The sequence below is a fragment of the Novosphingobium sp. BL-S-21 genome, assembly GCF_055521655.1.
In genome coordinates this window covers 988,388-1,008,583 of sequence record NZ_CM145496.1, presented here as the reverse complement: position 1 = coordinate 1,008,583, position 20,196 = coordinate 988,388, and the positions used below count along the sequence as shown (strand labels likewise).

Here is a 20,196-nt window from a genome sequence, read left to right as displayed (position 1 = left end):
GATCAGACCTGGCGCTCTGCCTGCATTTTCTTGATCTCTGCGATGGCGCGTGCCGGCGAGAGGCCCTTGGGGCAGACGTTGGCGCAGTTCATGATGGTGTGGCAGCGATAGAGGCGGAAGGGATCTTCCAGCTCGTCCAGGCGCTCACCGGTCATTTCGTCGCGGCTGTCGGCCAGCCAGCGGTAGGCCTGGAGCAGGATCGCCGGGCCCAGGAACTTGTCGGAATTCCACCAGTAGCTGGGGCACGAGGTCGAGCAGCAGGCGCACAGGATGCACTCGTAGAGGCCGTCCAGCTTCTCGCGCTGTTCCGGGCTCTGGAGGCGTTCCTTGCCCGAAGGCGTGGTCGAAACGGTCTGCAGCCAGGGACGGATCGAGGCGTACTGCGCGTAGAAGTGCGTGAAATCGGGGACGAGGTCCTTGATCACTTCCATGTGCGGCAGCGGCGTGATGCGAATGTCGCCCTTGAGGTCTTCGATCGCCGTGGTGCAAGCGAGACCGTTCGAGCCGTTCATGTTCATCGCGCAGGAACCGCAGATGCCTTCGCGGCAGGAGCGGCGGAAGGTCAGCGTCGAATCCAGCTCGTTCTTGATCTTGATGATCGCGTCGAGGACCATCGGACCGCAATTGTCGAGGTCGATCTCGAAGGTGTCGTAGCGCGGGTTCTCGCCCGAATCCGGGTCGTAGCGATAGACGGTGAACTTCTTGACGCGCGCGGCGCCCTCGGCCTTGTGAACCTTGCCCTGCTTCTTGATCTTGCTGTTGGCCGGGAGGGTGAAGCTCGCCATGAAGAAATCCCCGTGATCTTGCACTGCGGCACGAACCGCGACTGAATGTCCCCTTAGCGATTCAGCCGCGCGGGGCAAGGGCCAGAGTGCGGCTGAGAGCGGTTTCGTGGCCTCATGGTGTTGCAAATCGGTCCCGCGGGATTGCGGCAGGCGAACGAATCCGGTCGATTCGGAAGGCGTCGATCGTGGAATGGCCCGGCGTTCGGGGCTATGGTCGGTCGGTGGCGGCGGCGTGCGAGGGCATTCCGGACGAAGGCACAGATCGGATTGCCAATCGGGCGCTCGCCCTGTTTTCAGGAGAGCGAGCATGATGAAGCGCTATGTGATCGAACGCGACCTGCCGGGGGTAGGCGCGATGAGCGACGCGGAGCTGGGCGGAGCCACGCGCACCTCGAATGCCGCTCTGGCCAGGATAGCAGGCATCCAGTGGGAGCATTCCTACGTGGCGGGCGACAAGACCTTCTGCATCTATCTGGCGGAGAACGAGGATCTGATCCGCAAGCATGCCGAGCTTTCGGGCTTTCCGGCCAATCGCATCACCGAAGTCACCACTATCATCGATCCCACCACCGAGCGCACTTGCGCTGTGTGAGGCGGCTGCGTGCCAAAGAAAAAGGCCCCGCACGATCCCGTGCGAGGCCCTTTGTCCTGGAGTGTGTGAAGGGCCGCGCAGGCCGCCCTTCACATATCCTCAGTTGCCGAAAGTACGCTGCCACCAGCCGCGACGCGGCGAGGACGGGTCTTCGGCCGAGTCGTTCGCGCTGTCGCCATCAGCGGGCGCTGCGGCTGCAGGCTCTTCCACCTTGGCGGCTTCGACGGCGGGCGTCTCGGCAGCAGGTTCGGCTGCCGCTTCGACGGTTTCCACCTTCTTGCGGCGCGTACGCTTCGGCTTGGCCGGAGCCTCTTCGGCCGCCGGTGCTTCCACGGGTGCAGGTGCCTCCGCTACGGCGTCCACGGCATCCGCCTTCTTGCGGCGGGTGCGCTTCGGCTTGGCAGGAGCTTCCTCTGCCACCGGAGCTTCGACCGGCGCTTCCGTCACGGCTTCGACCGGTGCTTCCACGACATCCGCCTTCTTGCGACGGGTGCGCTTCGGCTTGGCAGGGGCTTCTTCGGCCGCCGGCGCTTCGACGGGGGCTTCCGCTACGGCTTCCACGGCATCCGCCTTCTTGCGACGGGTGCGCTTCGGCTTGGCAGGAGCTTCCTCCACCGCGACGACCGGCTCCGCGGCGACCACGACTTCGGCAACCACTTCCACCGGTTCCTCGGCTTCGGTGCCAGCGTCGTCGGCGGCATATTCGCCGGCTTCGTCGCCAGCGTGCTCGCCGTTTTCACCGTTTTCGCCGTTCTCACCGTTGCGACGACCGCGACGGCGACGACCGCCACGGCGGCGACGCTTGCGGGGGGCATCCGAATCGTCGCCTTCACCGGCGGGCGCGAAGTCTTCTTCGCCAGCCTCGGCATCGCCTTCGGTTTCGCCTGCTTCGTCACCGGACTCTTCGCCTTCGGCTTCGAACTCGCCCTCGGCGCCCTGGTCGTCACGCTGGTCGCGGTTGCGGCCACGGCGGCGCTTGCGGCGCTTGCGGCGCGAACCGCCTTCGCCGTCCTCGTCACGGCCTTCACCGCGGCCGCGCGATTCCTCGCGGGCTTCTTCTTCGAACTCGTCCTCTTCGTCGATGAAGTCATCCTCGACGTCTTCGGCGATCGGTTCGAAGCGCGGCACGAAGTCGTTGCGCGGGCCGGAAGAGACGACGCGCATCTTCGCGCCTTCGTTCTCGCCCTCGGGGATCACTTCGACGTTGACGCCGTAACGATCCTCGATGTCGGCCAGGTCGGTGCGCTTGGCGTTGAGCAGGTAGATCGCCGCTTCGGTCGATGCGAAGAGCGAAACCACGACGCCCTTGCCCTTGGCGGCTTCGTCTTCGATGAGACGCAGCGCCGAGAGGCCCGCCGAACTGGCGGTGCGGACGAGGCCGGTGCCGTCGCAGTGCGGGCAGGAGCGGGTGGTCGCTTCCAGGACGCCGGTGCGCAGGCGCTGGCGGCTCATTTCCATCAGGCCGAAGCTGGAAATGCGGCCGACCTGGATGCGGGCGCGATCGTTCTTGAGCGCTTCCTTGACGGCCTTCTCGACCTTGCGGACGTTCGAGCCGTACTCCATGTCGATGAAGTCGATCACGACGAGGCCGGCCATGTCGCGCAGGCGAAGCTGGCGGGCGATTTCCTGCGCGGCTTCGAGGTTGGTGGCGACCGCCGTCTGCTCGATGCCGTGCTCCTTGGTGGCGCGGCCCGAGTTGATGTCGATCGAGACGAGCGCCTCGGTCGGGTTGATGACGATGTAGCCGCCCGAACGCAGCTGCACGACGGGGTCGTACATCGCGGTCAGCTGGTCTTCGGCGCCGAAGCGCTGGAACAGCGGCACCGGATCGGCGTAAGGCTTAACCTTGCGGCCGTGGCTGGGCATCAGGAGCTTCATGAAGTCCTTCGCCGCGCGGTAGCCTTCCTCGCCCTCGACGATCACTTCCTCGATGTCGCGATTGTAGATGTCGCGGATGGCGCGCTTGATCAGGTCGCTGTCCGAATGGATCAGCGCCGGAGCGGCCGAACGCATCGTCATCTCGCGCAGTTCGTCCCAGAGGCGGGCGAGGTAGTCGAAATCGCGCTTGATCTCGGTCTTGGTGCGCTGGAGGCCGGCGGTGCGCACGATGCAGCCCATCGAACGCGGCAGGTCCATTTCGGCGATGATCGACTTCAGGCGCTTGCGGTCCGACGCCGAGCTGATCTTGCGGCTGATGCCGCCGCCGTGGCTGGAATTCGGCATGAGCACGCAGTAGCGGCCCGCCAGGCTGAGGTAGGTGGTGAGGGCGGCGCCCTTGTTGCCGCGTTCTTCCTTGACGACCTGCACCAACAGCACCTGGCGGCGGTGGATCACGTCCTGGATCTTGTAGCGGCGGCGCAGCGCCATGCGCTTGGCGCGCAGTTCGTCGGCTTCCTTCGAGCGGCCACCGTTACGGCCACCCTGGCGGCGACCGCGTCCGCGGCGTCCACGACCCGAGGATTCTTCTTCCGAAGCGTCTTCGTCCGAAGTCTCGAAGCCGTTCTCGACGTTGCCGTCCTCGATCGTGGCGACATGGTCCTTTTCGGACGTGTCGACTTCGGTCAGGCCGCCGTCCTGGAAGTCTTCGCCTTCGTAGCCTTCGCCGCCTTCTTCGTCCTCGTCATCGCCTTCCGAAGCGCGCAGGGCGGCTTCTTCCTCGGCATGCGCGGCTTCTTCCGCCAGCAGGGCCTCGCGGTCCTCCTTGGGGATCTGGTAGTAGTCGGGGTGGATTTCGCTGAAGGCAAGGAAGCCGTGGCGATTGCCGCCGAAGTCGACGAACGCCGCCTGGAGCGAAGGTTCCACGCGGGTGACCTTCGCCAGGTAGATGTTGCCCTTTATCTGCTTCTTGTCGGCCGATTCGAAATCGAACTCTTCAATGCGATTTCCCTTGAGTACCGCCACCCGCGTTTCTTCCGGGTGGCGCGCATCGATGAGCATGCGCGTTGCCATTGTATATTCTCCGTACGCGCTCTGCCCCGGCCGGATCAGCCAGGGCGGCGCGTGTCTGTTCGATGGTGCCCGCCGCGAGAAGGTCGGGCCTGCCGGATGCGGCAAGGCCAGCCTCGAAACGGGCGGAGGTAAAGTTGGAAACGGGGCAATCCAGCGCCCCGAGTGCGACTGTTTTCTTGTCTGTCGCGGCAGAGGCCGCGATGGTGCCCGCTGTCTTCCGGCGGATTGCCAGGAGACGGGCGGGCGTGTCTGCGAGCGGAAGTGCGCGTGGCGAGTTCGGACACGCGAAGAATTGCGCCCACACCGCCACCGCCCTCTCGGGCGTCGGCTGGCAAGGCGGCAATTGGCTTCTCATCTCTCGCGTCAACCTGTTCGATCCGGAACGAATTTTCCGGTTTTTGACGGCCGGGATTTGGCTTGGTCGGCCCTGTCCGGCACCATCCTAGTGGTGTCTGTCCGGATTTCGAAGGCCGAAGCTTCTTGGGCCCGGGTCGAAACGGCCTAGCATTCAAGACACTGCACGGCAAGTTCATTGCCGAACAGTGAGCGTTATCGCCGTGCGGATTGCCGCCAGGCGCGTGAAATCGGGGGAAAAGCGCTGTTCGGCGGGATTGCGGCGAGCGTTGGGCGATCCTAGTCAAACGGGATGTCGCGCAGCACGCAGCTCGTCATGATCCTTTCCGCGCCCCTGGCGCTGGCGATCGCATTGTGGGTGCTCTGGCCGCGTTTCTTCCCCTCGCAGCGTGATCTCGACTATGTCGTGCGCTTCGACCTGCCCGAGGTGGGCATGCCGGTGGACCTGCCGCGGATCGACGGGCCCGGCGATGCCAGCCGGCCGCTGGTGGTGATCGACGCGGGTCACGGCGGTTTCGATCCCGGCGCCGGGCAGGGCGATGCCAAGGAAAAGACGGTCGCACTCAGGATCGCCCTGGCGCTGCGCAACCGGCTGCTGGAGGACGGCGGCATTCGCGTGGCGCTGACCCGCGATGCCGATCGCTTCATCGCATTGCCGGACCGGCCGGACATGGCGCGGCGGCTTGGCGCCGACCTTTTCGTGTCGATCCATGCCGATAGCGCGGACAGCGACGCCGCGCGCGGGGCCAGCGTCTATGTCCTGTCCGAAAAGGGCTCCAGCGAGGCTGCCGAGCGCTTCGCCGCGCGGGAAAACGCGGCGGGGCGGGTCAATGGCGTCGCCCTGGCGCAGACCAGCCAGACGGTGGGCGCGATCCTGCTCGATCTGTCGCAGCGGGGCACCCAGGCCGGCTCCACGCAAGTCGGCGAACTCGTGCTGCGCGAGATGCGCGGCGCCAACCTCGGCCTCCACCGGGACCAGGTGCAGACCGCGGCGCTGGCCGTGCTCAAGGCGCCGGATATCCCCTCGATCCTGTTCGAGACCGGCTATATCAACAATGAGGCGGACGCTCAGCTGCTGACATCCCGCGCGGGGCAGCAGGCTCTGGCGGATGCCGCGGCCAAGGCCATCCGCGCCTATTTCGCCCGGAAAGTCGGCGTCTGACCGTCTCTTCTGCGCGCAGGAGCGGTTCGAGCAGAACGGTCGCTGCGACGAAAAGAGCACGCCGCATCTGGCCTTGCGCAAAAAGCCCGTGCTAGAGCCCGAGCCGCTGAACCGGGGCGTAGCAGTTTCCGATCCATCTTTGTTGCGGCATTTTTCCGGGTCCTCAGGTGTTTCCACCTGACCTGAAAATGCTCTAGAGGCAGTCGAAATGACCGACGAGATCATCGACAACGGCTCCGAGCAGCCGCCCGAGGACGCCCACTATCGCATCAGCCGTGGTGCCGGCCGTCGTTTCGGCCGACCCTTCGCTGCATTTGGGGGCGCCTGGCGCGAACGCAAGTGGCTGCGCCGCTTCACTTATGCCGCGGGAACCGGCCTCGTCGCGCTCGGCGGGCTCTGGATCGCCTTCACCCACGATCTTCCCGACGCCAGCAAGCTGCTGGAATATCAGCCGCCTTTGCCCACCATGGTGCGCGGCGTCGATGGCCAGATCGTCTACAGTTATGCTCGCGAGCGCCGCGTCCAGCTGCGCTACGTCGATTTCCCGAGGCCGCTGGTCGACGCTTTCCTCTCGGCCGAGGACAAGACGTTCTGGACCCACGGCGGCGTCGATGTCACCGGGCTTGCCGGCGCGGTCGTGGACTATGCCTCCAAGCTCGGCACCGGGGGCCGCGCGCGCGGCGGTTCGACGATCACCCAGCAGGTGGCCAAGAACATCCTGATCGGCGACGAATACTCGGTCACGCGCAAGCTCAAGGAAATGGTGGTCGCCCGCCGTATCGAGAGCGTGCTGAACAAGCCGCAGATTCTGGAACTCTACCTCAACGAGATTCCGCTGGGCCGCCAGAGCTTCGGCGTCCAGGCTGCTGCCCGGGCCTATTTCGGCAAGGATGTCGACCAGCTCCAGCTCCACGAAGCCGCGTTCCTGGCGATCCTGCCCAAGGCGCCGGAGCGTTACGGCCGCAAGCAGTACGAGGACATGGCGGTCGAGCGCCGCAACTGGGTGCTCGATCAGATGGTGACCAACGGCTGGGCGACGCGCGCCGATGCCGACGCCGCCAAGGCCCAGCCGCTCGGCCTGATCGCCCGCCGCGTCGAGACTTATCCCTCCGGCAACGGCTACTTCATCGAGGAAGTGCGCCGCCGCCTGATCGACCAGTACGGCGAAAAGGCCGAGGACGGGCCGAACAGCGTCTATGCCGGCGGCCTCTGGGTGCGCACTTCGCTCGATGCGCAGATGCAGGGCGCCGTGCGCGATGCCCTGCGCGCGGGTCTGCTACGCTATCAGGGCGGGCGGGCCTGGGCCCATCCGATCGCGCATATCGACGACATGAGCACCTGGCAGTCCCAGCTGATCGTTTCCAACAAGACGATCGATTACAAGGACTGGCGTGTCGGGGTGATCGTCGATCGCAGCGGCTCGACCGGCCGGATCGGGTTCTCCGACGGCAATATATCGACGCTCACCAATATCTCGGACCTCGCCAAAGTGGGTGACCTCGTCGCCGCGGCGCCGGTTTCCTCGGATACGTACGCAGTTCGCACCATTCCCGAGGTTTCGGGCGGCATGGTGATCGAGCAGCCGGGCACCGGCCGCATCATGGCGATGCAGGGCGGATTCGATTCCGGGCTCGATTCCTTCAACCGCGCCGTGCAGGCCGAACGTCAGCCTGGCTCCACCATCAAGCCTTTCGTCTACGCCACCGGCCTGCAATACGGCATGACGCCGGCGACCCAGGTGCTCGACGGCACGTTCTGCGTCTACCAGGGCGGGGCGCTGGGCAACAAATGCTTCCGCAACTTCGGCGGCGAAGGCGGTTCCGGCAGCCACACCATGCGTTGGGGCCTGGAACAGTCCCGCAACCTGATGACCATCCGCATCGCCAACGACACCGGCATGAAGCGCGTGGTGAAGACCTTCAAGACCGTCGGCATCGGGGACTACAAGCCCTACTTATCCTTCGCGCTCGGCGCGGGCGAAACCACGGTTTCGCGCATGGTCAACGCCTACTCCGCCCTGGCGAACAACGGCGTGCAGTTCGCGTCCTCGCCGATCGATTACGTGCAGGACCGCAATGGCAAGGTGATCTGGAAGCCGGACAACCGCCGGTGCGATACCTGCAACATGCCCGAATGGGACGGCAAGCCGATGCCGCGCGTCGTGCGCCGGGGCAAGCAGGTGATCGATTCCGGCACTGCCTATCAGGTGGTCCACATGCTCGAAGGCGTGGTGACCCGCGGCACAGCCGTGGTCCTGCGCGACCTTGGCATGCCGATGTTCGGCAAGACCGGCACCACCAACGGCCCGACCGACGTCTGGTTCGTCGGCGGCACGCAGGACTATGTCGGCGGCGTCTACCTCGGGTACGATACGCCGCGCTCGCTCGGTGGCTATGCGCAAGGCGGCCGTATTTCCGCGCCGATCTTCAAGCAGGTGGTCCAGGCCACGCGCGAGCGCTGGGGCACGCAGCCGTTCGTCGCGCCTGCGGGGATTCGCATGGTCCGCATCGATCGCGTCAGCGGCAAGCAGGTCATGGGCGTCGAGCCTGGCAACGACCCGAAGGCGGCCGTGATCTGGGAAGCCTTCAAGCCCGATACCGAGCCGCGCCAGTATTCGCCTGAAGACGAATTCGCGCGCCGCCGCGATGCGCTTGTCGCCGAGATTCGCGGCGTGCGCGAAGCCCGCCAGGCCGCGATCACCGCCAGTTCCGGCGAGCAGCAGGACTTCGCCGAACAACAGGGTGGCGTTTATTGAGCCTGCGAGGCGGGCGGGAGGTCTCTCTCGCTCGCCAAGCGTGAATTGCAGCCATACAACGGGCCTCTCTAACAGGGAGGATTGGATGCAATTCGTGATCGGTACGAAGAAAAGAACTTCGACTCTCGCACATTTCGGGCTGGGAATGACGGCGCTGGCCGTCGCTTTCGCGCCCTTTGGCCTTGCCGCGAAGGAAGCGGCTGCGGTCTCGGCGCCCGCACCGGCGTCAGGAGCCACGGGTTCGCCCTATGTGCGGCCGGACGTGGCGGCCTATCTCAAGGCGTCGAACGCGCATCCGATGCCGCCGCTGACGGCCGAAGTGATCGCGCAGATCCGCAAGCTGCCGCCGTCGGCCATGCCGTCCCGCGACCTTCCCGTCGGCGATCTCGCGGTGATGAAGGACCTGACCATGCCGGGGCCGGGCGGATCGATCCCCCTGCGCCTGTTCGATACGCGGGCAGAGCGCGGACCGGGACCGATGGTGGTGTTCTATCACGGCGGTGGCTACGTGCTCGGCAGCATCGATACCCATGCTGCGCTGGCCGCCGAAATCTCGCGCCAGCTCGACTTGCCGGTGGTCTCGGTCGAATATCGCCTGGCGCCGGAGCATCCCTGGCCCGCCGCTCCCGATGACGGAGAGGCTGCCGCACGCTGGGTGGCCGCGAACGGCAAGGCACTGGGCCGCGATGTCACGGGACTGGTTCTCAGCGGCGATAGCGCCGGCGGCAATCTCACCCTGATCGCCGCGGCGGCCCTGCGCGACAAGCCGGCGGCCGTGCCGGTGATCCTGCAAGTGCCGATCTATCCTGCCGCCGATTTTACCCGCAGCTATCCTTCGGCACAACAGTTCGCCAAGGGCTACGGCCTGGACGACAGCATGACCGCGCTGTTCCAGAAGCACTATGCCGCCGATCCCAAGAGCCCGCGCAGTTCACCGATCCTGGGCAGCCTGGCCGGCCTGCCGCCCACGGTTCTGGTCACCGCGGGGCTCGATCCGCTGCGCGATCAGGGCCGCGCTTATGCCGCGAAGCTCGTCGAGGCGGGCGTGCCGACGGCTTTCTATGAAGGCCGCGGGCTGGTCCACGGTTTCGCGACCTTCCGGCAGGCGATCCCGTCTGCTCAGACGGATACGGCGAACTTCCTCAAGATCGCCCGCACCATGCTGGACGAGATCCAGGCCGGCCAGAAGTAAACGCTCCAAAGGAAAAGGCCTCGCGGTCATGCCGCGAGGCCTTTTTTCCGTTGCCGGTTCCGGCGGCGGTTTTCGCCCCCGGTCAGGCGGTCTTCAAGCCGCGTGCGAGAGCAGTTCCGGCTCGGGCATCGGCGTGGGATCGGGCAGGCACTTGCGCATCGCGTCACCCAGCGAGTGCAGCAGCGCCTCGGGATTGACCTTGTCGTCCTTGCCGTAGATCAGGCTGATGACCAGCGGGTGACCCTCGGGCTGGCGCGGGACGAGACCGGAAAGGGCCTCTGCGCCGCTGCCGAAACCGGCCGGGCCGAACACATGGCGCGGGTCGCGGCAGGTATCGATGCGGTTCATCATGTCGGCGAACTGGAACTTGCCCTGCTCGTCGGCTTCGGCATTGAGACGGCGGACCATGCCCTCGCAGCGCTGGCGTGCGATGGTGGACAGCATGAGCCAGCCGGCTCCGTTCTGGGCAAGGGGTTCCTTGATCCCGCCGGCCAGTTCGCGCGTTGCGGCAAGGGCACGCGGACCATGGCGCCAGTTCACGATCTGCACGTCCAGCCCGACCATCGAGGTGAGCGCGACCGAAAGGCCGGTCTGGGCGACCAGGCGGTCCATCAGGCGGACGATCCGGCCGTCGCGGACCAGTTCGGGCTGGCCCGAAGTGCCGATCAACGCGGCGCGGGGCGTGAGGCTATAGGCGCGGGAATAGGGATCCTTGTGAAGCAGACCGAGTTCCACGAGGCTCGAAAGCAGTTCCGACGTGCTCGACTGTGGCCGATTGTAGCGGCGCACGATGTCCATGACGGTCGCTTCGCGGTGGGAATCGTCGAAATATTCGAGCACTTCGATGACGCGGCGAGCAATCTTCGCCTTGTTCGATGAGGTCGTCTTTCCAGGCATGAGGTCTCTCCTCCCTCCGGGTGGTGATGGAAACTCATTTCTCTCCTCGAGTCGGTCTCTATAAAAACTGAGCCTGACTCGTTTTTTGCTAAACCGGGTTAGCATCATGGCGATGCTGCTTCAATAGGCTTCGCGCATGCGATGATGTCGAAATGGAGGTAGTGCCAAGGAACTGGCGGATTTCTGCCATTTTATGGCCGAAACAATGCGTTGGAGCGCAAGTTTGCTGCGGCGGGCTGGCCTTGGCGAAGAGGGATGGGCATGTTTCAAGCGGCACAGGCAATTGACCGGAAAGGTAATGCACTGCGGTGACTCCAGACGATGTGACTCTCTCCCTGCAGGATCTGGCCGCCCCCGGTAGCTACCCGGATTGGCCGATGGCCTTCGTCGATCTGGGAAAAGAGGCCCGGGACGCCCCCGGATTTCGGCTGCGGCCTTATCCGGTGATCGGCCTTGGTCCTTGCGATCATCCGCTGGCAGCGCGACTCGACGCCTGCCTCGAACCGCGCTTCACGCCCGAGGCCTTGTTGGCGGCGGTGCGTGACCAGCCAAGCGCGGCGGCGGTTGTGACGCAGTTGCTGCGCATTCTGGATCATTTACCCGATGAGGAAGCACTCGTCGCCGAGTCGCTGGCCTATGCGGTGCTGCAGGGCAGCGACGCGCATCGGCGCTGGATCGCCGCGCGGCGCCCGGAGCACGCCGCGCTTCGCGAAGGGCGGGTAACGCTTGCGCGCGAAAGGGACATCCTGACCGTCACGCTGGATCGGCCGGAAGCGGGCAACGCCATCGATCGGACCATGCGCGACGCGCTTCATGAGGCCTTCGCGCTGGCCAATGCCGACCGGACCATCGAGCGGGTCCGCCTGCGGGCGGAGGGTCGCAGCTTCGGCCTGGGCGCGGACCTTTCGGAGTTCGGCACCACGACCGATCCGGCCACGGCCCATGCGATCCGCTGTGTCACGCTCCCCGCACGCGAGGCGCTGATGTGCGCGGACCGCATGGAAGTGCACATCGACGGGGCCTGCATCGGCGCCGGGCTCGAACTGGCGGCTTGCGCGGCGCGGATCACGGCGAGCCGCCGCGCGTGGTTCCAGTTGCCCGAACTGGCGATGGGCATATTGCCCGGGGCCGGGGGCTGCCTGTCGCTCAGCCGGCGGATCGGCCGGCAGCGCACGTTGTTGATGGTGTTAAGCGGCCGCCGGCTCGGCGCTCGCGAGGCGTTGGCCTGGGGTCTGGTCGATGCGCTGGTGGACGACCCGACCTGACGCGATCGTCATGCGTACATCCCCGCTGTCCAGACGGCCGCGCGCTTCCTGCCAGGTTCGGTCGAGCAGGCACAAGTCGGCTTGTTCGCCCACGGCGATGCGGCGCTGGCGTGAGAGGTCGAGCGGATCGGAAAGATAGAGTGCCAGCGCCTGCTCGGGCGTCAGGGCCTCTTCCGGCGTAAACGGGACGCCCGCGGCGGTGCGGCGCTGGACCGCAGCGCGCATGCCGGCCCAGGGGTCCGTGCTGCCATAAGGCGCGTCGCTTCCTCCGGCGAGGCAGATCCCGGCGTCCTGCAGACTGCGCAGACGGTACAGGTCGGGATGATGCCGGGTTTCGACTTCGGCAAGATAGCGGTCGCCATGCCCAGCAACGAACTGCGGTTGCACGCAGGCCTTGAGGTTCAGGTTGGCGAGGCGCGCCGCCAGTTCGGGCGAAACGACCGAGGCATGTTCGATCCGGTCACCGTCCAGGCTTCCCGCGGCCTCCAGCAGGGCGAGGGTGAAGACCAGCTCCACTTCGGTGACGCAGTGGACCGCCACGCCGCGGCCCTGGTCGTGCGCCTGGGTGATCCAGGCGCTCGCCTCCTCGAAATCCGGCAAGGCGCTTTCGTGCAAGTGGAGTTTGGCGGGGCCGAGGCGCCAGCCGTCCTGCTGCTGCGCGGACGCGAGCGACAGGGCGCCGCCCAGAACCACCGACTGTTTCAAAGCGCCGACCGCGCGCTGCGCAGCAAAATGGCGGGCCATTGCCGGATCGTTGCGCGGTGACAGATCGGTGATGCCGGTTATGCCCGAGGCCGCCAGGCGGCTGCTGGTCGCGGCAAAGTCCGGTGGTGTGCTGCCCAGGGTTTGCTGCAGCCAGCGGTCCTCGTCGAACAGCCTGCCGGTGAAGTGCCCGTTCTCGCGCTCCAGGCCGGGCGGGGCGGGGCCCCGGTCGAGGAGTTCGGCAAGCGCCAAGCTGTTGAGAAACCACATGCGGCCCGTCCTGTGCTGCATGCGCAGCGGCCGCGAGGGGACGATCGTGTCGAGCATGCGGGCATCGGGCAGCGTGCCGCCCAGAATGCTTTCGCAGAAACCTGTGGCGCGCAGCCAACCCTCGCCAGGCTGGGATAGCGCGCCGATCAGCGCGTCGCGGTGGGACACTTGCGGCGGCCCGCAAAAGACCGAGGCCTCGCGCACCGCCAGCGCGGCAAGATGGAGATGATGGTCGTGAAGGCCCGGTAGCAAGGCGCCACCGCGAGCCAGGATGACTGGCTCTCCCGCGCGGGGCTGGAGCGTGCCGATGGCTGTGACGAGCCGTCCTTCCAGGCGCAAGTCGGCCGTGCCCTGGCCGTGGATCTCGGCATCGCGGATCAGCATGCGAGCGTCGCGGCAAGGTAACGTTCGGTATCGGCGCCGAGCGGACGGATGGGCGCGCTCGGAACCCGCGGGGCAAGAGCGGGAAAGGGATGGCCGACTGCCTGGCCCCAACTGCGAAGTTCGCAGTCGAGCGCGGCGCGGTCGAAGGCGCGTTCCTCGGCCAGCGCCATGGCGACGATCGCGCTCATCGACAGGCCGATCCGCCTGGCACACCCTTGCTGCAACGCGCGAAGCACTTCGCGCGCGCCGACGATGCCGGTCAGCGGATCGGCGATGGCATCGCCCACATATCCGATTTCGCCGGTGACTTCGGCAAGGGCGCGGGACATGCCCCCGGCCACGCCGCAATCGTTGCCGATCCCGACCCAGTTGGCCGGCTCCCCGCGCGCGCCGTGGCCGGTCACGGTCAGCCAGACCAGCCCCGGAACCTCGCGCACAAGCGCGTCGGCATCGATGCCGAGATGGCGCAGCGCCCTGGGGCGCGAGCTTTCGATGACCACGTCGGCGCTGCGAATAAGGCCGATCAGACGCGCTTTCTGTTCGGCGCTGGCGAAATCGACGAGCAGGCTCGCCTTGCCCTGGTTGATGCGGTCAAACGTGGCGGGATCGTCGCGTCGGATCAGGTCCGGACGCGTAAGGCTTTCCACTTTTACGACTTCCATGCCGGCTTGCCATAGCAAGTGACCCGCCAGCGGGCCGGCCCAGATGGCCGAGAGATCCACCACCAGCGGACGATGTCCAGCGGTGCGCCTGCGCTTGTCTCCGCGTTCCAGGATTTCGACCGGAGCGGATACCGGTTCCTCGTCGGCGCTCGCCACGGGCAATCCCAGCATGCGCCCGCGCTCCAGCAGATCGGCGCAGTCATGCCGGAGGGCGGCTGCGGCGATGGCGGCATGATCGAAGACCGCCAACGCCTCGTCCTGGAACAGGGCGGGCAGGAGTTCGCGGTCGACATCGCGGATCAAGGTGAGTGCGAACCAGCGGCCGTCGCGGGTCGGCAGGAGGCGGCTGCCACCAAGCCCCGCGGAAATGCGGCCGCCGATGCGATAGCCGCCATGGGCGCCGCGTTCGCCAAGCAGGGCGGCGCCGTGGAGGCGGGGCAGGCCATGGTCGCGCGCGAGCGCCGCCAGTTGCCGGTCGGCCCAGCGCGCCAGCGGGATTGCGGGCCCCTTGGCCTGTGCGTCAGCCGGCAAGGACATCCTTGACCTTGCGGCGCAGGAGCTTGCCCATTTCGTTGTATGGAAGCTCCGACAAGAACACGATTTTCTCGGGCACGCGCGAGGAGCGCAGCCGTGCGCGAACAAGGTCCTTGAGATCCGGCTCGGCAGGCATGTCGTGTCCGTCACGCAGCACGATGGCGACGCCCACGGCTTCGCCCCATTCCACCGAGGGAATCGCGCAGGCGCAGGCATCGGCCACGGCAGGATGGGTCAGCAGCACGTCCTCGATCTCGCCGGGGGACATGTTCTCGCCGCCGCGCACGATCACGTCGTCGGCGCGGCCGGACAGGAAGAGGTAGCCGTGTTCGTCCATGTAGCCGGCATCGCGGGTGGGGAACCAGCCTTGCGCGTCGAGCGCGCTCTTTTCCTTGTATTCTCCCGAGACCTGTTCGCCGCGGACATAGATTTCGCCGGGCTGGCCGGGGCCGAGGGTCTCGCCGTCTTCGCCGCGAATCTCGATCTCCACCGTGGGGATCGGCTTGCCGAGCGAGGTCAGGCGCGCGCGGATCGCGGGGTCCTGGGAGGCGAGCGCCTCGCGGTGATCGTCCGGGCCGAGCAGGGCGACGGTGGAACTGGTTTCGGTGAGGCCGTAGGCATTGGTGAAGCCCGCTTCGGGGAACAGCTCCAGGGCCTTGCGGATCACTTCGAGTGGCATCTTGCCGCCACCATAGGCGATCGCGCGGAGGCTGGATATGCCTGCCGCGCCGGCCTGCTCCATCGCTTCGATGATGCGCGCGAGCATGGTCGGGACGACGAAGGCGTTGGACACCTGTTCGTCCGCGACGAGCGAGAGCCAGCCTTCGGGCGAGAAGGCGGGAAGCATGACGATCCGGCGCAGCGAATAGATCGAGGAGAGCAGGGCTGAAATGCCGGCGATGTGATAAGGCGGCACGACCACGAGCGCGGCATCGCCGGCATCGGCGGTGCCGAATTCCACGGTGCCGAAGATGTACCCCAGCAAGTTGGAATGGCGCAGGATCGCCGCTTTCGGCGCTGCGGTGGTGCCGCTGGTGAAGAGCTGGATCGCCACCCCTTCGCCGGGATCGTATTCGCGCGCATCCTCGGCTGGGACGGTTTCCTGAGCCTTCAGTGAGAACTCTTCTCTGGAAAGCACCGTATGGCCCTGGTCCGCGGCAAGGCGGGTGATGCGCTCCTCGTCCCCGATCACCAGCGCCGGGGCTATGCGGCCGAGCAGGGCGGCAAGATCGGCATCGGGCAGGCGGTAGTTGAGCGGGCAATAGGGCACGCCCGCCAGCGCGGCGCCGAACACGGCGATCACCGCCGCCTCGCTGCTTTCATCGAGCAGCGCGACATATTGAGCATCGCTTTGCCGGATCAGTTCGAAGGCGCCCCGTGCTGCGGCCAGCAGGTCGCCGTAAGTCCACCGCTTGCCCTCGCAGACGAGGCCGACGCGGTCGGGCGCGGCTTCTGCCGCCATTTCGAGGAGGAGGGCGATGTTCATCGGTGAGCGGGGCCTTGCAGCGCTTGCGGGAGAATGCCGGGATCAGTCGGAGGCGGGAAGCGGCTTGGCGTCCTTGACCACCAGCGCCACGCCGTCGACCGAGAGCGAACCCTTTCCGGGCTTCACGCAAAGCAGTTCGTACTTGCCGTCCGCATCGACGTAGCGTTTCCCCATGAGCGTGCCGGCCGAGAAGTCGGCCGCCAGCGGGGCGGCATCGGCGGACTTGGCTTCGTCCATCGGTGCGCCGCCGCATTCGATCGTGCCGTCGGCAGCGCGGATCACCATGACTTCGGTGTCGCAGGCAGCGCTCTTGAGACGGGTTCCAGGCTTCATCTTCTAGGTTCCTTGCAGTCGAATTGTCGGGAGCGGGATCAGGCGATCGCGCCCTTGGACTTGAGATCCTCGATCCGGTCCCAGTCCACGCCCATTTCCATGAGCACGATTTCGGTATGTTCCGAGGCCTGGGGCGAGCGCGTGGTTTCCAGCGCCTCGCCATTGAACTGGACCGGGCCGCGCACCAGTTTCAGCGGCTCTCCGCCGTCGGCGCCCTCGACCTCGATCAGCATGTCGTTGGCGAGCGCCTGCTCGTCGCTGGCCAGTTCGAGCAAGTTGAGGATCGGCGCCCACTGGCCCTTCAGCGTCTTCAGATGCTCCCGCCAATAGGCGAAGGGCTTCTCGGCGAAAGCGGCGACCAGGATGTCGCTGGCGGCCTTGGAGTGCTCGATCAGGCTGAGCACATCCTGGAAGCGCGGATCGTCCGCGGATTCGGGCCGGCCGACATGTTCGAAGGTGTCGCGAATGAGCCCGGTCGGGCTGACCATGCACAAGTTGATGGTGCGATTGTCGGACGTCCAGAAATTGCCCATGAAGGGATTCTTGGCACCGCCGCCCGAGCTGGGCATCGCGTTCTTGGTGATCACGCCGGTCTCGACGGCCTGCGCGATGTTCGCGCCCGAGGCCCAGGCCGCGGTGCTCATCAGCGAGACGTCGAGTTCCGCGGCCTCGCCGGTCTTCTCGCGGTGGAAGAGTGCGGCGGAGATGCCGCCGGCAATGAACATGCCGCCGATCGAATCGCCGAAGGCGGGCATCCCCTGGGAGAGCGGACCGGGCAGTTCGGGCGGGGTCATGCAATCGGCAATGCCGCTGCGCGACCAGAAGGCGGTGCCGTCGAAGCCGCCTTTTTCGCGCTCGGGTCCCTTGTCGCCCCAGGCACTGCCGCGCGCATAGATGATGTTCGGATTGGCGGCGCGGATGTGCTCGACGTCGAAGCGGTTCTTCTGGCGTACCTGCGGAAGGTAGTTGGTGAGAAACACGTCGCAGTGCTTCGCCATTTCGTAGAGCAGTTCCTGGCCTTCCGCGGTCGAGAGGTCGATGCCGACGCTGCGCTTGCCGCGATTGGGATGCTCGAACAGCGTATGGCGCAAGGGATCGAGCTGGACGCCGCCCATGTTGAGGAAGCCGCGCTGGGTATCGCCGCGCACGGGATGCTCGATCTTGATGACGTCCGCGCCCCAGTCGGCCAGGATCGCTCCGGCGGCCGGTGTGAATGTGAACTGCGCCACTTCGAGGACGCGCACCCCCTGCATCACCTTAGTTGCCATCGTCTGCCTGTCCCCGCTCATCGCTGAAAATTCTGTTATCGCTATGAAATCTTCGGCGAAGAGTGCCCGAGAGGCCCGGATTTCCGCCTCCGCCGAGGCTTCATTCGATTTGAGCGCAAAGGTGGGGGCTGGCAACCCGCGCCTCATCGTGCCCACGATCAAGCCTGCCAATTGCTGCGCCCTCCGCCTGTGCGATGCCTTCCTGCGCTGCATTGCAACATGATCCGGCTGGTGGATGGATCGCCGTGTGCAGTTGCAAAAAAGTTTTGATCGGTGCTGAAAATGCAATTGACTATCTGTTCAACAACTCCTAACCTAGGTTAGTAAGTTGAGAGAACCTCGACACCAACCTCGATTTTTTGGAGATGCCTGAGATGAACAAGTTCGTTGCCCTTGCCGCTGCTGCCGCTGTCGCCACCTTCGGCATCGTTCCGGCCGCTTTCGCCGAAACCACCCAGTCGGTTCGTGCCGTCACCGAAGAGGCCGCCGCGCCGCTCGACCTGACTGCCGGCAAGATGCTCTATGGTGCCAATGGCTACCGTCTGGCGCCGATCTACCGCGTTGCCGCAGACGGCAATCCGCAGGTCATCCTGAACGGCCGCCTCGTCACGGTCCCTGCCGCCAGCCTGACGGCCGTCGACGGCAAGCTGACCACCTCGCTGTCGAAGAAGGACATTGCCGCGGCCAAGTAAGCCGGGCGCAATAGCCAAGAAAAAAGGGCGGCTCCTGCGAGCCGCCCTTTTTTTGTGCCTGCCGTATTGATCGGTCCGGCCTGAGGAAATGGCGCTCAGTCGCGGCTGATATTGTCGTAGATGCGGTTCATGTAGCTGCGCAGCTGCTCGATCTCGCTTTCCGAAAAGCCTTGGAACATGCGTTCCTCGCGCTCATTGGCGATCTCTCCCAGCTGGTCGAGCAGGGGCTTTGCCTCGTCGGTCAGGTAGACCGCGCGTGCCCGGCGATCGTCGGCGCGGTCGCGGCGCTCCAGCAGGCCTTCCGCGCAGAGCCGGTCGATCAGCCGTCCGGCGGAGGCTTCCGACATTTCCAGGTATTCCGCGATGATGCGCTGCGTCGAGCCGGGATGGCGCGAAACCACCGCGATCATCGCCCATTGCGAGCGGGTCACGTTGAGAACGGCCACCTTGCGGTCGAAATTGCTGCGCTGAAGCCGGGAAATCACCGTCATGCGCAGGCCGACCTGGCGACGGGGACTGATGTCGGGGTCGTTGAAAGCCTCGCCCAGTCTGCCGGTCAGCTTTTCTTCCGCGTCGGTTGCCACTCAATACTCCTGCTTCGTTCCGGCGTTCAGACGCGCTCTATGACGATCGCCGGCGCCATGCCGCCCGCAGCGCACATGGTGATGAGGCCATAGCGGCCCCCGGTGCGCTCCAGTTCGTCAAGCGCGGTGCCGATAAGGATCGCCCCGGTCCCGGCGATGGGATGGCCCAGCGCGATCGAACCTCCATTCGGATTGACCTTCGCGCGGTCCAGGTCAAGGTCGCGGATGAATTTCTCGACCACCACGGCGAAGGCTTCGTTCACTTCCCAGACGTCGATCTGGTCCTTGGTCAGCCCGGCTTTTGCCAGCACCTTGTTGGCCGCCGGCACGGGGCCGTTGAGCATGAGGGTAGGGCAGTCTCCCGTCTCGGCCATGGCGACGATGCGCGCACGCGGCCTGAGGCCGTGCTTCTCGGCATAGTCCTTTGACGCCAGCAGGATCGCCGAGGCGCCGTCCACGACGCCGGACGATATGCCCACATGGTGGATCGGCTTGACGTCGAGATCGGGATAGACCTGCCTGATCAGTTCTACATAAGTCTTGCCGCCCGGCACGGAAGGCATGTCGAAGAACATCTCGAAGGCGGGCTTGAGCTGGGCGAGGCTTTCGGCCGTGGTGTCCGGGCGCGGGTATTCCTCATGGTCCAGGATGACATTGCCCTGATCGTCGCGGACCACGATGGTGGACTTGTCGAACCGGCCCTCTGCGATGGCCTGCGCGGCGCGGCGCTGGCTCTCGACGCCGAGCGCTTCCAGTTCCGCGCGGCCGATGCCTTCCATCGCCGCGATCGCATCGGCGGCGACGCCCTGGTTGGTCTGCGGATGCCTGGCCTGAAGCCGCGGATTGCCGGCGCCCATGCCCGCGCTGCCCAGCCCGGCCTCGCGCAACTTCATGCCATGGGCATTGGCGTAGGAGAGCATGTCCATCCCGCCGGCCACCATGAGATCCGACATGCCCGACATGATCATTGCGGAGGCGAGGCTGGTCGCGGTGAGGCTGGAGCCGCAGAAGCGGTTGAGCGTGACGCCGCCGGCCCGGATGTCGTAGCCGGCATCGAGCGCGGCCATGCGGCCGATGTCGCCGCCCTGAAGGCCGATGGCCGCCGAAACGCCCCAGATCACGTCGTCCACATCGGCCGTGTCGATGCCGTTGCGGTCCTTCAGCGCAGCCAGCACCGTGGCGGACAAGTGTTCCGGGTGCATGGCGGACAGCGCGCCCTTGCCCATCTTGCCGATGCTGCGCGGGGTGCGGACGGCGTCGATGATATAGGCGTCGGTCACGGTCTGCTCTCCTCGAAAATCCGCGCGGATCGGGCTTGCCTGCGCGCTTT

General features: G+C 66.0%; 16 protein-coding genes. 6 read left to right on the top strand and 10 right to left on the bottom strand.

Translation table 11 applies throughout. From position 1 onward, the window contains the following. Positions 1-2 precede the first annotated feature (2 nt). The gene (locus ACZ1J6_RS13120; RefSeq protein ID WP_132263331.1) at positions 3-785 is read right to left on the bottom strand and encodes a succinate dehydrogenase iron-sulfur subunit; all 783 of its coding nucleotides are present in this window, start codon (positions 783-785) and stop codon (positions 3-5) included. Between the two features lie 307 nt (positions 786-1,092). Between ACZ1J6_RS13120 and ACZ1J6_RS13115 the strand changes: the two genes are divergently transcribed. Continuing rightward, the gene (locus tag ACZ1J6_RS13115) at positions 1,093-1,377 is read left to right on the top strand and encodes a DUF4242 domain-containing protein (RefSeq protein ID WP_431566900.1); all 285 of its coding nucleotides are present in this window, start codon (positions 1,093-1,095) and stop codon (positions 1,375-1,377) included. Positions 1,378-1,476: 99 nt separating this feature from the next. On the opposite strand, the gene ACZ1J6_RS13110 is transcribed toward ACZ1J6_RS13115, so the two are convergent. After that, complete coding sequence (locus ACZ1J6_RS13110; RefSeq protein ID WP_431566899.1) at positions 1,477-4,326, bottom strand: Rne/Rng family ribonuclease; 2,850 nt, start codon at positions 4,324-4,326, stop codon at positions 1,477-1,479. A 646-nt stretch (positions 4,327-4,972) separates the two neighbouring features. On the opposite strand from ACZ1J6_RS13110, the gene ACZ1J6_RS13105 reads away from it, so the two are divergent. The 3 genes from ACZ1J6_RS13105 to ACZ1J6_RS13095 all read left to right on the top strand — a co-directional run bounded on the left by ACZ1J6_RS13105 (position 4,973) and on the right by ACZ1J6_RS13095 (position 9,789). Then, positions 4,973-5,842, top strand: a complete 870-nt coding sequence (locus ACZ1J6_RS13105) for an N-acetylmuramoyl-L-alanine amidase family protein (protein WP_431566898.1) — start codon at positions 4,973-4,975, stop codon at positions 5,840-5,842. Positions 5,843-6,050: 208 nt separating this feature from the next. Further along, positions 6,051-8,597, top strand: coding sequence for a penicillin-binding protein 1A (locus tag ACZ1J6_RS13100; RefSeq protein WP_431566897.1), 2,547 nt, complete (start codon positions 6,051-6,053; stop codon positions 8,595-8,597). A gap of 145 nt (positions 8,598-8,742) precedes the next feature. Continuing rightward, the gene (locus tag ACZ1J6_RS13095) at positions 8,743-9,789 is read left to right on the top strand and encodes an alpha/beta hydrolase (protein WP_431566896.1); all 1,047 of its coding nucleotides are present in this window, start codon (positions 8,743-8,745) and stop codon (positions 9,787-9,789) included. Between the two features lie 93 nt (positions 9,790-9,882). Here the strand turns inward: ACZ1J6_RS13095 and ACZ1J6_RS13090 are convergent, their stop codons facing one another. After that, positions 9,883-10,686, bottom strand: coding sequence for a helix-turn-helix domain-containing protein (locus ACZ1J6_RS13090; protein ID WP_132263324.1), 804 nt, complete (start codon positions 10,684-10,686; stop codon positions 9,883-9,885). 377 nt (positions 10,687-11,063) lie between these two features. Here ACZ1J6_RS13090 and ACZ1J6_RS13085 point away from each other — a divergent pair, with 377 nt between their 5' ends. Next, complete coding sequence (locus tag ACZ1J6_RS13085; RefSeq protein WP_431566895.1) at positions 11,064-11,951, top strand: enoyl-CoA hydratase/isomerase family protein; 888 nt, start codon at positions 11,064-11,066, stop codon at positions 11,949-11,951. Here ACZ1J6_RS13085 and ACZ1J6_RS13080 read toward each other — a convergent pair. The 5 genes from ACZ1J6_RS13080 to ACZ1J6_RS13060 are packed head-to-tail and all read right to left on the bottom strand — an operon-like array spanning position 11,874 to position 17,611. After that, the gene (locus tag ACZ1J6_RS13080; protein WP_431566894.1) at positions 11,874-13,307 is read right to left on the bottom strand and encodes an amidohydrolase family protein; all 1,434 of its coding nucleotides are present in this window, start codon (positions 13,305-13,307) and stop codon (positions 11,874-11,876) included. The genes ACZ1J6_RS13085 and ACZ1J6_RS13080 overlap by 78 nt on opposite strands. Then, positions 13,301-14,506, bottom strand: coding sequence for a CoA transferase (locus tag ACZ1J6_RS13075; protein ID WP_431566893.1), 1,206 nt, complete (start codon positions 14,504-14,506; stop codon positions 13,301-13,303). The genes ACZ1J6_RS13080 and ACZ1J6_RS13075 overlap by 7 nt, the downstream gene beginning before the upstream one ends. Further along, entirely contained in the window at positions 14,490-15,989 is a 1,500-nt protein-coding gene (locus tag ACZ1J6_RS13070; RefSeq protein ID WP_431566892.1) for a class I adenylate-forming enzyme family protein, read from the bottom strand. The genes ACZ1J6_RS13075 and ACZ1J6_RS13070 overlap by 17 nt, the downstream gene beginning before the upstream one ends. Positions 15,990-16,031: 42 nt before the next feature. Further along, positions 16,032-16,322, bottom strand: coding sequence for a hypothetical protein (locus ACZ1J6_RS13065; RefSeq protein WP_431566891.1), 291 nt, complete (start codon positions 16,320-16,322; stop codon positions 16,032-16,034). Between the two features lie 38 nt (positions 16,323-16,360). Continuing rightward, positions 16,361-17,611 carry a CaiB/BaiF CoA transferase family protein gene (locus ACZ1J6_RS13060; protein WP_465128114.1) on the bottom strand — a complete coding sequence of 417 codons (1,251 nt, stop codon included), beginning with the start codon at positions 17,609-17,611 and terminating at the stop codon, positions 16,361-16,363. A 353-nt stretch (positions 17,612-17,964) separates the two neighbouring features. Between ACZ1J6_RS13060 and ACZ1J6_RS13055 the strand changes: the two genes are divergently transcribed. Next, a complete protein-coding gene (locus ACZ1J6_RS13055; RefSeq protein WP_132263310.1) occupies positions 17,965-18,282 on the top strand; it encodes a hypothetical protein in 318 nt (105 codons plus the stop codon). Positions 18,283-18,377: 95 nt separating this feature from the next. Here ACZ1J6_RS13055 and ACZ1J6_RS13050 read toward each other — a convergent pair whose 3' ends face one another. Together ACZ1J6_RS13050 and ACZ1J6_RS13045 are read right to left on the bottom strand one after the other, a co-directional pair. After that, a complete protein-coding gene (locus tag ACZ1J6_RS13050) occupies positions 18,378-18,866 on the bottom strand; it encodes a MarR family winged helix-turn-helix transcriptional regulator (RefSeq protein WP_132263308.1) in 489 nt (162 codons plus the stop codon). A 26-nt stretch (positions 18,867-18,892) separates the two neighbouring features. Beyond that, positions 18,893-20,146, bottom strand: a complete 1,254-nt coding sequence (locus ACZ1J6_RS13045) for an acetyl-CoA C-acetyltransferase (protein ID WP_431566889.1) — start codon at positions 20,144-20,146, stop codon at positions 18,893-18,895. Between the last annotated feature and the right edge of the window lie 50 nt (positions 20,147-20,196).